An 11,239-nucleotide genomic window follows, 5' to 3' on the forward strand; every position below is an offset into this window, starting at 1 on the left:
AATCAACCTATGACTGTGTTGTGCTCCCGTCTGGCCTGGCCGTGGCAGGAGGCCAGCCGGGCCAGCAGGTGATCGATCTGCTCGGCGGGCTGGCTCTGCACCAGCCCGATGCTGACGGTCACCGGCCGCTCCGGCAGCAGGCTGGCGTCGGCAATCTCCATCCGCAGCCGCTCGGCGATCTCCAGGCCGCTCAGGCGATCGGTCTGTGACAGCATCAGGATGAAGCCATCCTCGTCCCAGCGGGCGAAGGGATCTTCCCGTCGCAGCTCGTGACGCACTATGCGGGCCAGTTTCGCCAGCATGGCATCGCAGGCCGCCTCGCCAAACAGCTGCAATATCTTGCTGCGGTGATCCACGGTGAACTGCAGCAGGCAGAAGTTGCCACTCTCGCCGGCCAGCCGCTCATCCAGCAGCAGCTCGAAGTGACCGCGGCTCTCCAGGCCGGTGAGCGGATCCGTATCGTGGCGATCGCCCAGCGGGGGTGCCGCCGGATCGAGGTGACGCACCACCCCCAGCAGATGACCCTGCTCGTCGCGGCGCACCCGCTCCTCCAGCCGGACATAATGGCCCTGATGGTGCAGGATGCGGTACTCGAGCCGCAGCCCGTTGCTGTGGCCCGCCTGACAGGCGCGGATGGCCTCCTCCAGCCGGGCGGCATCGTCCGGGTGTACCCGTGCCAGCCAGCCGAGATCGTCCAGCCCGTACTCACCCAGCCCCAACAGTTGCAGGCAGGAGGGATCGCGCCTCAACCCCTGCTCGACCGACCAGGTCCAGATCCCGGCCTCCAGCAGTGCCATGGCCTCCGTCACCAGGGCCACCTCAAGCCGGGCCACGGCCTCTACCCAGGGAGTCTCATACCTTTCCATCACACGCCTCGACACCGGATTTGAATCGCAGCTCAATAAGTAGCATTGGCGCCAGTGCCGAGCAACAGGCTGGGCCCGCTTTTCCCTGATGGCCCGCCACCAACGTCTACACCGAGTGAAAGCCTGTATGCAATTGAGGCTTAACCAGCGTGCCCCTGATAACCTGCCATCAGCGCCTGCCAGTTCTCCGGCACGAAGTGGAAGCTGGTGTGCAGCTGGGACTCTTTGTTGAAGGAGCGCAGCAGCCGCTCCAGGTTCGCCTGCTGCCAGCTGCCGGGGGAGCGGATGGCGCCCTTGTCGAAATCGATCACCCACACCTTGCCATCCTTATCGAGCAGCAGGTTGTGGCTGTTGAGATCGGCGTGATAGACGCCGGCATCGTGCAGCTGGCGTACCGTCTGGCCCACCCGGTGCCACACCTCGCCGGCGATGGCGCCCTGCTTGAGCAGCGCCACCAGATCCTTGGCACCACGGATGCGCTCGATCAGGATATCGGCCCGATAGAAGGGACCCTGCTTGGCCATGCGGGCCGCAAACGGACGCGGCACCGGCAGACCCCGCTCGCTCAGCTGGGCCAGCAGGCGATATTCGGCCATGGCGCGGCTCGTCTCCACCCCTTCGAACCAGAAGCGATCCCGCACCACCTTGCCCACCAGGCCTCCGCGGTAGTAGTGGCGCAGCACCAGATGACGGGACTCATCCTTCACAAACCAGGTCACCCCGCGACCGATGGAGGAGCCCACCACCTGGCGGTGCGTCTGCCACCAGGCCGGGTCGAACAACGCAGGGGAAGGGTCACGAAAGGCCCCTTCGGCATACCAGCAGATCTGGTTATGGGCGGTCTGTGTCAACATCATGAGAATTCCGATCGGTAGATGGGCGCAATTTTACAATCCACAAGGGAGTTTGCATAATGCCATCCATCCATTTTGCCACCATTGCGCCACATCATGCCGTTGTTCCAAACGCCGCCCTCTTCCATCTGCATCCTGCGGCTCTCCGCCATCGGGGATTGCTGCCACGCACTGGCGCTGGTGCGCGTCATTCAGCGGGCATGGCCCGAGACCCGCATCACCTGGATCACCGGGAAAATCGAGGCGACGCTCTTCTCCGATCTGCCCGGGGTGGAGGTCATCGCCTTCGACAAGAGCCAGGGTTGGCGCGGTTATCGCGCGCTGTGGCAGACCCTCAAGGGACGCGAGTTCGATGCCCTGCTCCACCTGCAGGCCGCCCTGCGGGCCAGCATCGCCACCCTCGGCATCAAGGCCAAAGTAAAACTCGGCTTCGATAAGGAACGCGCCAACGACGGTCAGTGGCTGTTCACCAACCACAGGGTGCATTCCCCCGCCTCCCCCCATGTGCTCGACGGCTTCCTCGCCTTCGCCGCAGAGCTGGGCATCCGGGATCTGACCCCGGACTGGCAACTGCCCATTAGCGCCGAGCATCAAGCCTGGGCCCGGGAGAAGATTGGCGGCAAGCCGACCCTGCTCATCTGCGCCGCCGCCAGCAAGGCGTTCAAGAACTGGACCGCCGAAGGCTATGCCGCCCTCGCGGATCACGCCGCCAGCAAGGGCTTTCAAGTCTATCTCTGCGGCGGCCCCGCCAAACTGGAGCGGGATCTGGCCGCCGACATCCAGCGACTGAGCCTGAGCCAGCCGGTCGATCTGGTGGGACAGACCAACCTCAAGCAACTGCTGGCGCTGATCGCCGAAGCCAGCCTGGTGCTGGCGCCGGACACAGGCCCCACCCACATGGCTACCCTGGTGGGTACCCCGGTCATCGGCCTCTATGCCCATCACAATCCGGCGCGCACCGGCCCCTATCTGTGCCGCGACTATGCGGTCAGCGTCTATCAGGAGCTGATCGAGCAGGAGACCGGCAAGCCGCTGGCCGAGCTGAGCTGGCGCACCCGCCTCAAGGATCCGGACGCCATGAGCAAGATAACGAGCGAGCGGGTCATCGCCGCCTTCGATCGGCTCTGCACGGATCGCCAGCTGCCCGGCTGAGGGGGAACTCGGAAATTCCGAGCCATGAGGCTGGGATAATCTGATGGCCCTCCCCTCCCGGGCGAGGCAGAATGCGGGCTGTGGGTAACGCTCCCGCAGCAAGCTACGAATACTTTGATCGGCTGGAATATGATTCCGGCCGTTTTTTTATCCGCCGCCATCTGCTAACATTTGCCGCCTTTACATCCCCCTGATTCTGATTTTTCCGTGTTTTGCGAGCGACTGTCTCCCTTCTGGGCACAAGACGGCGGTCTCTGCTACAACCAAAACACTGTCATCGCTTAAAGGTACAGACATGGCGCAACAAGGCACTCTCTACATCATCTCTTCTCCGAGCGGGGCCGGTAAATCCAGCCTGATCAATGCCTTGCTGACCAAACATAACGATGCTGGCAAGATGCAGCTGTCGGTCTCCCACACCACCCGCGCCATGCGTCCCGGTGAAGAGAACGGGGTGCACTACCACTTCGTGCAGGTGGAAACCTTCAAGGAGCTGATCGCCCGCGGTGACTTTCTGGAGTGGGCCGAGGTGTTCGGCAACTACTACGGCACCTCCCGCGCCGCCATCGAAGCCTGTCTGGCCCAGGGCATAGACGTCTTCCTCGACATCGACTGGCAGGGTGCCCGCCAGATCCGCGAGCTGATGCCGACCAAATCCATCTTCATCCTGCCCCCCAGCCGCCAGGAGCTGGAGCAGCGTCTGATCGGGCGCGGCCAGGACAGCGCCGAGGTGATTGCCGGCCGGATGGCGAAAGCCATTGCCGAAATGGTGCACTATGACGAATATGACTATGTCATTATCAACGACGACTTTGAGCAGGCGCTGTTCCAGCTCAGGGCCATCATCGAGTGCCAGCGGCTGGAAATGCACCAGCAACAGCGGGCCCAACAAAACTTGCTGCAACAGTTACTGGCAGAATAGGCCGAAAACAAGTAAACTTTTGCGTCATTTTTAAACACCGCTTTTCTAACCATAGAAAGCCTAAACACTGGAGTCCTGCATGGCACGCGTTACTGTAGAAGATGCTGTAAAACAGGTAGGTAACCGTTTTGACCTGGTGCTGGTCGCCGCGCGCCGCGCCCGTCAAATCGCGGTACAAGGTAAAGATCCCCTGGTCGACGAAGAGAACGACAAGCCGACCGTGATCGCCCTGCGCGAGATCGAGCTGGGTCTGGTGAACAATCAAGTGATGGACACCCAGGACCGCTACGAGCAGCAAGAGCAGGAAGCCGCCGAGCTGGCTGCCGTTGCTGCCATCGCCGAAGGCCGCGGTTAAGTAATTCTTCCGGTTGGCACCCGCCCGGGTGCCGACTTCTTCCCATTTACAACCGCTCGAAAACCTCGCAAACTCAGAGGCATACCCTCAATTCCACGGATTGCCGTTTCACCGCTGCGGGGACTGTCTTGTATTTATTTGAAAACCTTAAAGAAATAGCCAGTTCCTACCTGCCATCCGAGCAGGTTGAGAAGCTCAGGCAAGCCTATGTGGTGGCCCGTGATGCCCACCAGGGACAGATGCGTTCCAGCGGCGAGCCCTACATCACCCACCCGGTTGCCGTGGCCCGTATCCTGGGCGACATGCGTCTCGATCATGAAACCCTGATGGCGGCCGTGCTGCACGACGTCATCGAAGACACCCCGGTCACCAAGGACGATCTGGCCGAACTGTTCGGCAAAGCCGTCGCCGAGCTGGTCTCGGGCGTATCCAAACTCGACAAGCTGAAGTTCCGCGATCGCAAGGAAGCCCAGGCCGAGAACTTCCGCAAGATGATGATGGCCATGACCCAGGACATCCGGGTCATCCTGATCAAGCTGGCCGACCGCACCCACAACATGCGCACGCTGGGCTCACTGCGCCCGGACAAGCGCCGCCGCATCGCCCGCGAGACGCTGGAGATCTTCGCCCCCATCGCCAACCGGCTCGGCATCCACACCATGAAGAACGAGCTGGAAGAGCTCGGCTTCGAGGCGCTCTACCCCATGCGCTCCCGGGTGCTGCGGGAATCGGTACGCCGCGCCCGTGGCAATCGCCGCGAGATCATCGACTCCATCCAGAGTGAGATTGAGGGTCGCCTGCGCGAGGCCGGCATCGACGCCCAGGTTAGCGGCCGCGAGAAGAATCTGTTCTCCATCTACAACAAGATGGAGAAAAAAGAGCTGCAATTTCATGAGGTAATGGATATCTACGCCTTTCGCGTCAGGGTGAAGGACATAGATACCTGTTACCGGGTGCTGGGGCAGATGCACAGCCTCTACAAGCCGCGCCCCGGCCGCTTCAAGGATTACATCTCCATCCCCAAGACCAACGGCTACCAGTCGCTGCACACCTCCTTGGTGGGGCCGCACGGGGTGCCGGTCGAGGTGCAGATCCGCACCGAGTTCATGGATCAGATGGCCGATAAGGGCGTCGCCGCCCACTGGGCCTACAAGCAGGATGGCGACAGCTCGGGCACCACGGCCCAGATCCGCGCCCAGCGCTGGATGCAGAGCCTGCTGGAGTTGCAACAGAGCGCCGGCAGCTCGTTCGAGTTCATCGAAGGGGTCAAGACCGACCTGTTCCCGGACGAGATCTATGTCTTCACTCCGGAGGGCCGCATCATGGAGCTGCCCGCCGGTGCCACCCCGGTGGACTTCGCTTACACGGTGCACACCGACATCGGCCATGCCTGCGTCGGCGCCCGGGTCGACAGACACCCCTATCCGCTGAGCAGCCCGCTGCACTCGGGTCAGACGGTGGAGATCATCACGGCGCCGGGCGCTCGTCCCAATGCGGCCTGGCTCAACTTCGTGGTGACCACCAAGGCGCGCTCCAAGATCCGCCAGTTCCTCAAGAACCTGCGCACCGAAGAGTCGGTGGTGCTGGGTCGCCGCCTGCTCAACCATGCGCTCGGCGTCAAGAACATCGAAGACATCCCGGAGCCGCGCATCAAGCAGGTGCTGGCCGACACCAAGCACGAGAACCTGCAGGGCCTGCTGGCCGACGTCGGTCTCGGCAACGCCATGAGCGTCATGGTGGCGCGCCGCATGCTGGGGGATGAGCTGCCGCCGGAAGAACAGCCGAAGTCCAGCAGCAAGAAGATGCCGATCAAGGGGGCCGACGGCATGCTGGTCACCTTCGCCAACTGCTGCCGCCCGATCCCGGGGGATGCCATCATCGCTCACCTCAGTCCGGGCAAGGGGCTGGTGATCCACCAGGAGTCCTGCCGCAACATCAAGGGCTACAGCCGCGAACCGGACAAGTACCTGCCGGTACAGTGGGAGGTGGACCAGGAGCAGGAGCAGGAATTCCGCACCGGCATCAGCATCGAGATCATCAACCATCAGGGTGCGCTGGCGGAGCTGGCCAACGTGATTGCCGCCACCGGTGCCAACATCCATGCCATCAGCACCGAAGAGAAGGATGGCCGGGTCTATCTGGTCACCCTGCTCATCACCACCAAGAGCCGCATTCATCTGGCCAACATCATGCGCAAGATCCGCGTGATGCCCAACGTGCTCAGGGTGAGCCGACAGAAGAACTGAACACAGGCGGCGCAAGCCGCCTGCTGCTTTTATAGAGACAACCCATGACTCCCGAACGCTTCAAACGCATCTCCGACATGCTGGCCATGCGCCAGCTCGACCTGACCGTCTGCATGCACGGGAAGAGTGCACAAGCCTCACTGCATAGAAACTGATATGACACCTGAACGCTTTAAACGGATCTCCGACATGCTGGCCATGCGCCAGCTCGATCTGACCGTCTGCATGGAAGAGGTCCACAAGCCTCACAACCTGGCCGCCATAGTGCGCACCGCCGATGCCATCGGCATCCACAGGGTGCATGCAGTCTGGCCCAAGACCTCCATTCATCCCCGCAAGGGCACCGCCCGTGGCAGCCAGAACTGGGTGGATGTGCAGTTGCACCCGGACATAGGCACCGCCGTCGGCGAGCTGAAGGCCGCCGGCATGCAGATCCTGGCGACCCACCTCTCGGACAGCTCGGTGGACTTTCGTGCCATCGACTACACCAGACCCACCGCTATCCTGGTCGGCCAGGAGAAGCACGGCATAGGGGAAGAGGCGCTGGCGCTGGCCGATCACCATATCGTCATCCCCATGGTGGGCATGGTGCAGTCCCTCAACGTCTCGGTGGCCGCCGCCGCCATCCTGTACGAGGCCCAGCGCCAGCGCGAGCTGGCCGGCTGCTACCAGCGCGGCTGCCCGCTCAGCCTGGAGGAGCAGAACAGCATCTTGTTCGAGGGGGGCTATCCCATCTATGCCCAGCTCTGCAAAGAAAAAGAGATGCCCTATCCCCAGCTCGGTCCGGCCGGCGAAATCCTGGCGGACGAGGCCTGGTGGCAACAGATGCAACTGACCCGCAAAGGCTGGGCCGCACAGCAGGAAGACCCTATGGACATGGAGTATCCATCCGATGAAAGTTAACTGCCTGCCGCTGCTGGCCTTGACCCTGTTTTCTGCCGGAGCCCTCGCCGTGAACAACCCCTATCACCTCACCACGGAAGCCGAGGTCCCGGCCCTGTATCAGCAGACCCTGCCCGACTTCTGGCGCGACCATGCGGTCGAAGGGGAGTTCAAGGGCAAGGACGGGATCCCCATCCGCTACGCCGCCCTGCGCCAGGCCAAGGTGGACAGAGCCATCCTCATCGTCAACGGCCGGGTCGAGAGCTACCTCAAGTATCAGGAGCTGGCCTGGGATCTGTGGCGTCAGGGCTACAGCCTCTACCTCATCGATCACCGCGGCCAGGGGCTGTCCGGCCGCATGCTGGCCGATCCAGAGAAGGGCTATGTCGCCGACTTCGACGACTATGTGCTGGATCTGAAGCAGTTCCACGACGAGGTCATAGTCGCGGACCAGCCCGCCAAGCTGTTCCTGCTGGCCCACTCCATGGGGGGCGCCATCTCGGCGCGCTATCTGGAACGCTGGCCGGATGACATCAAGGCGGCCGTGCTCTCCTCCCCCATGCTGGGCATCAACCTCGGCGGCCTGCCCAAATGGCTGGCCCAGGGGCTGGCGGCCACCATGGATACCGTCGGCAGCTGGTGGGGCGAGCCCCCCTATGGCCCGGGCCAATCCGGCTATGTCTCTCATGAATTTGCCGACAATGGCCTTAGCCACAGCGAGCCCCGCTACCAGGCGTTCCGCCAGCTCTATGAGCAGCGTCCGCAGATCAAGCTGGGCGGGGTGACGGCGCACTGGATCCGCGAGGGCATCAAGGCCGGGGATGCCGCCATCGCGGAGGCAGACAGGATCAAGACGCCGCTGCTGCTGATCCAGGCGGGGGAAGACGGCATAGTCGACAACCTGGCCCAGGACAGCTTCTGTGCCCGACTCCAGTGTGAAGGGGGCAAGCCGCTGCGCATCGAAGGGGGCTGGCACGAGCTGTTTATCGAGGCCGACGCCCAGCGCCTGCCCGCACTGACCGCGACCCTGGACTTCTTCGCCCGCTTCTAGGGTCTGTTGACATTTCGTCACGACCGCGACGGCGTCAGTTTTTGCGCGTAGCTAGGCGCGAGATGTGAAGTTTGGTCGCCCAAATGAGTCGTCGAGTATCGACGTTACGCGCAAAAAATTGACCCGTTCCTGCGGGTTGCACGGCAAATGACGCCATGCGTTGTTGCAGGACTTGCCAAGGGAATGACCATTGCCAGCGTCCCGCGCCTAGCCTGGTGTCATTTGTCACAGCAACGCGGTTTGCGCCGAAACGCCAACAGACCCTAAGTCTGGTTATTTTTTGGATCCCTAAATAAATGGGGCGACGCAAAACGCTGGGGTACACTGCCCCGGCGTTCAATTGATGCCGAGGTAATGATGTTCAAGGTAGTTGTATCCGATCTCGATGGCACCCTGCTCAACAAGCAGCACCAGATCTCCCCCCGCACCCGTGACACCCTGCACCGTCTGGTCGATCAGGGGATCAAGTTCGTGGTGGCCACCGGCCGTCACCATGTGGATGTGCGCAGCATTCGCGATGCGCTGGGGCTGGACATCTACCTCATCACCTCCAACGGCGCCGTGGTCCATGACAAGCAGGATCGGCTCATCTTCAACCAGACGCTGCCGAGCACAGTCGCGGCCGAGTTGATCGCGCTGGAGCGGGACCCCGACATCCACCTCAACGTCTACTACGGCGACGAGTGGCTGGTGGAAGAAGAGATGCCCAAGATGCTGCAGTTCCATGAAGAGTCCGGCTTCGCCTACCGCCTGGTCGACTTCAGCACTCACCCGACGGACAAGATCAACAAGGTGTTCTACATCGGCGAGCACGAGCAGCTGCTGCAGATCGAGGCCAAGCTCAACCAGCATTATGGTGATCGACTCAACGTCACCTTCTCCCTGCCGGATTGCCTGGAAGTGATGCACGCCGGGGTGCACAAGGGTAACGCCGTGCGCGCCGTGCTGGAGCAGAACGGGCTGGAGATGTCCCAGGCGATCGCCTTCGGGGATGGCATGAATGACTTCGAGATGCTGAGCATGGTGGGGCGCGGTGTGGTGATGGGCAACGCCCACGATCGCCTCAAGCTGGCCCTGCCGGACCACGAGCAGACCCTGACTGCCGATGAAGATGGCGTTGCCGTCTACCTGGAGCAGCTGTTCGCCCTCAGTACCGTCGGCACCGCCTGATAGCCCCTCTCCTGGCGATCCCTCAGGTCGCCATGGCCATAAGGCCATCGTTTCAACGGCAGGCACTCATCGCCTGAAACGGTGGTCGCACTCCTTGCACCAGTATTGCTGGGAGATCTGGCGATCCAGGGTGCGGCCGAGCCATAGCCCGACCCCGCCACCGGTCGCACCGCCGACCAGGGCGCCGCTCAGGGCACCCGCGATAGCGCCAATGGGTACTCCTATCCCCCCCAGAGTAGCCCCCAGCCCGGCCCCGATCTTGGCGAAAGTCGCCGCGCAGGCATAGCCTCCCGCCGCGCCACAGCCCAATGCACAGGCCCGACCGACCCGTTCATCTCTTACCTTCTCGACTCCCAGGCTCATGCAGTGTGGGCATCTCATGTCGTTCTCCCTCGCCATCCAGACTGCCTCAGTATCGGCCAGAGCCCGCCAATTGGGAAACGCCGAGCCGCGTCCGACGCCTCAGCTGCCGGGCTTGAACCGCTCCTTCTCCAGATTGTGCTTCTTCATGCGCAGGTAGAGCTTCTTGCGCGGGATGCCGAGGTAGCTGGCGGCCTCGCTCACCCGCCCGGAGAACAGGAACAGGGTGTCCTCTATCACCCGCTTCTCGTACTCCTCCACCAGATCGTCGAGGGGCTCCCTGGCATTGGCGGCTGGGATGGCGCGCTCGACTCCGGCCAGCTTGATGATGCCCACCGCATAGAGCTCGGCCACGTTGCGCAGCTCCCGGATGTTGCCCGGCCATTGATGGCGCTTGAGCGTCTCCAGATAGGCGCGATCCACCTGGGGCGCAGGCCGGCCGATGCGCTTGCAGCCCTGGTGCAGGAAGGCGCGAAACAGGGGAATGATGTCGCAGCTGCGCTCCGCCAGGCGGGGCAGCTTGAGCCGCACCTGGGAGAGGTAGTAATAGAGCTCAGGCATCAGCAGGTGGCGCTCCACCAGCTGCTCGGGCGCCTCGTCAAACAACGCCAGGGTGCGCCGCTCCTTGTTGCCCTTGCGCTCCTGCTCCAGCAGCAGCCCCCCCAACCAGCGCTGGCACTCAGGCGTCAGGCGGGCCGGCGCCTGCAGCACCAAGGTGCCGCCGCTGCTGAGCGCCAGGCTCTCCTTCAGCGCCGCCAGCTCGGGGGCCGCGGCGCAGTCGTGCAACTGCAGCGGTTGCGCCTTGCGCGCGCCTATGCGGTGCAACAACTCGGCCAGGGTATGGCGGCCGCTGCCAGGCTCCCCCTCCAGCAGGAGATCCTTGTCGGTCTGGGCCAGCTGGTTGAGTTGATGGCGCAGGGTGACTATCTGCGGGCTGGTACCGATCAGCTGATGATCCACAGCCGTCTGGATCTCGCCGCGCCGGGCCAGCACCTCGCGCCTGCGCGCCATGGCGCGCGCCAGCAGATCCAGCAGGGCCTCCGGATTCAGCGGTTTCTCCAAAAAATCGAAGGCTCCCTGCTTGACCGCCCTGACCGCCAGGGGGATGTCGCCGTGCCCGGTGATCAGGATCACCGGGAGCTCGGCATCGATCTGGCGCACCCTGGCCAGCAGATCCAGGCCATTCATCGCCGGCATATAGATGTCCGACACCAGCACGCCGGGCCAGTGCTCGTCGAGCTGGGCCAGCGCCTGCTCAGGGTTGGCGGTGCCCTTGGGCCTATAGCCTGACAGGCCAAGCAGATGGCAATAGGACTCCAGCACGTCCTCATCATCATCCACCAGCAGCACGTCAGTGGGGCGATTAGGGGTCAACAGCATG

Annotated in this window: 11 protein-coding genes and 1 pseudogene; 8 read left to right on the plus strand and 4 right to left on the minus strand. The window is 63.0% G+C overall.

The genetic code is table 11. From position 1 onward, the window contains the following. Nucleotides 1-2: 2 nt before the first annotated feature. Together AACW18_RS20955 and AACW18_RS20960 are read right to left on the minus strand one after the other, a co-directional pair. A complete protein-coding gene (locus AACW18_RS20955; RefSeq protein ID WP_042651542.1) occupies nt 3-866 on the minus strand; it encodes a sensor domain-containing diguanylate cyclase in 864 nt (287 codons plus the stop codon). A 140-nt stretch (nt 867-1,006) separates the two neighbouring features. Further along, a complete protein-coding gene (locus AACW18_RS20960) occupies nt 1,007-1,720 on the minus strand; it encodes a 3-deoxy-D-manno-octulosonic acid kinase (protein ID WP_042651607.1) in 714 nt (237 codons plus the stop codon). Nucleotides 1,721-1,816: 96 nt separating this feature from the next. On the opposite strand from AACW18_RS20960, the gene AACW18_RS20965 reads away from it, so the two are divergent. The 8 genes and pseudogenes from AACW18_RS20965 to AACW18_RS20995 all read left to right on the plus strand — a co-directional run bounded on the left by AACW18_RS20965 (nt 1,817) and on the right by AACW18_RS20995 (nt 9,498). After that, nucleotides 1,817-2,872, plus strand: coding sequence for a glycosyltransferase family 9 protein (locus AACW18_RS20965; protein ID WP_218389745.1), 1,056 nt, complete (start codon nt 1,817-1,819; stop codon nt 2,870-2,872). A gap of 295 nt (nt 2,873-3,167) precedes the next feature. After that, complete coding sequence (gene gmk / locus AACW18_RS20970) at nt 3,168-3,794, plus strand: guanylate kinase (RefSeq protein WP_042651543.1); 627 nt, start codon at nt 3,168-3,170, stop codon at nt 3,792-3,794. Nucleotides 3,795-3,873: 79 nt separating this feature from the next. Continuing rightward, nucleotides 3,874-4,149: a DNA-directed RNA polymerase subunit omega gene (gene rpoZ, locus AACW18_RS20975; protein WP_005307060.1), complete on the plus strand. Its 276-nt coding sequence runs from the start codon at nt 3,874-3,876 to the stop codon at nt 4,147-4,149. A 128-nt stretch (nt 4,150-4,277) separates the two neighbouring features. Beyond that, on the plus strand, nt 4,278-6,395 hold the full coding sequence (spoT, locus tag AACW18_RS20980; protein ID WP_042651544.1) for a bifunctional GTP diphosphokinase/guanosine-3',5'-bis pyrophosphate 3'-pyrophosphohydrolase: 2,118 nt from the start codon (nt 4,278-4,280) through the stop codon (nt 6,393-6,395). A 44-nt stretch (nt 6,396-6,439) separates the two neighbouring features. Further along, nucleotides 6,440-6,511, plus strand: a pseudogene (locus tag AACW18_RS21540) (tRNA (guanosine(18)-2'-O)-methyltransferase TrmH); the annotation flags it as partial. Between the two features lie 40 nt (nt 6,512-6,551). After that, nucleotides 6,552-7,298: a tRNA (guanosine(18)-2'-O)-methyltransferase TrmH gene (gene trmH / locus AACW18_RS20985; protein WP_218389746.1), complete on the plus strand. Its 747-nt coding sequence runs from the start codon at nt 6,552-6,554 to the stop codon at nt 7,296-7,298. Next, nucleotides 7,288-8,328, plus strand: coding sequence for an alpha/beta fold hydrolase (locus AACW18_RS20990; protein ID WP_218389747.1), 1,041 nt, complete (start codon nt 7,288-7,290; stop codon nt 8,326-8,328). Before trmH ends, AACW18_RS20990 begins: the two co-directional genes overlap by 11 nt. 357 nt (nt 8,329-8,685) lie before the next feature. Then, nucleotides 8,686-9,498, plus strand: coding sequence for a Cof-type HAD-IIB family hydrolase (locus AACW18_RS20995; protein WP_218292576.1), 813 nt, complete (start codon nt 8,686-8,688; stop codon nt 9,496-9,498). Nucleotides 9,499-9,564: 66 nt separating this feature from the next. Here AACW18_RS20995 and AACW18_RS21000 read toward each other — a convergent pair whose 3' ends face one another. Together AACW18_RS21000 and AACW18_RS21005 are read right to left on the minus strand one after the other, a co-directional pair. Then, on the minus strand, nt 9,565-9,879 hold the full coding sequence (locus tag AACW18_RS21000) for a hypothetical protein (protein ID WP_218389748.1): 315 nt from the start codon (nt 9,877-9,879) through the stop codon (nt 9,565-9,567). A gap of 81 nt (nt 9,880-9,960) precedes the next feature. Next, a complete protein-coding gene (locus tag AACW18_RS21005) occupies nt 9,961-11,238 on the minus strand; it encodes a sigma-54-dependent transcriptional regulator (RefSeq protein ID WP_218389749.1) in 1,278 nt (425 codons plus the stop codon). Between the last annotated feature and the right edge of the window lies 1 nt (nt 11,239).

Origin of the sequence: Aeromonas sp. sia0103, assembly GCF_963895295.1 — a bacterium.
GTDB classification, from domain to species: Bacteria; Pseudomonadota; Gammaproteobacteria; order Enterobacterales; family Aeromonadaceae; genus Aeromonas; species Aeromonas encheleia.

Excerpts from the sequence above, each read along its gene's own strand:
- AACW18_RS20995 (WP_218292576.1), top strand. The coding sequence starts at position 8,686 with ATGTTCAAGGTAGTTGTATCCGATCTCGATGGCACCCTGCTCAACAAG.
- AACW18_RS21000 (WP_218389748.1), bottom strand. The coding sequence starts at position 9,879 with ATGAGATGCCCACACTGCATGAGCCTGGGAGTCGAGAAGGTAAGAGAT.
- AACW18_RS20955 (WP_042651542.1), bottom strand. The coding sequence starts at position 866 with ATGGAAAGGTATGAGACTCCCTGGGTAGAGGCCGTGGCCCGGCTTGAG.
- AACW18_RS20990 (WP_218389747.1), top strand. The coding sequence starts at position 7,288 with ATGAAAGTTAACTGCCTGCCGCTGCTGGCCTTGACCCTGTTTTCTGCC.
- rpoZ (WP_005307060.1), top strand. The coding sequence starts at position 3,874 with ATGGCACGCGTTACTGTAGAAGATGCTGTAAAACAGGTAGGTAACCGT.
- gmk (WP_042651543.1), top strand. The coding sequence starts at position 3,168 with ATGGCGCAACAAGGCACTCTCTACATCATCTCTTCTCCGAGCGGGGCC.
- AACW18_RS20960 (WP_042651607.1), bottom strand. The coding sequence starts at position 1,720 with ATGTTGACACAGACCGCCCATAACCAGATCTGCTGGTATGCCGAAGGG.
- trmH (WP_218389746.1), top strand. The coding sequence starts at position 6,552 with ATGACACCTGAACGCTTTAAACGGATCTCCGACATGCTGGCCATGCGC.
- AACW18_RS20965 (WP_218389745.1), top strand. The coding sequence starts at position 1,817 with ATGCCGTTGTTCCAAACGCCGCCCTCTTCCATCTGCATCCTGCGGCTC.
- AACW18_RS21005 (WP_218389749.1), bottom strand. The coding sequence starts at position 11,238 with ATGCTGTTGACCCCTAATCGCCCCACTGACGTGCTGCTGGTGGATGAT.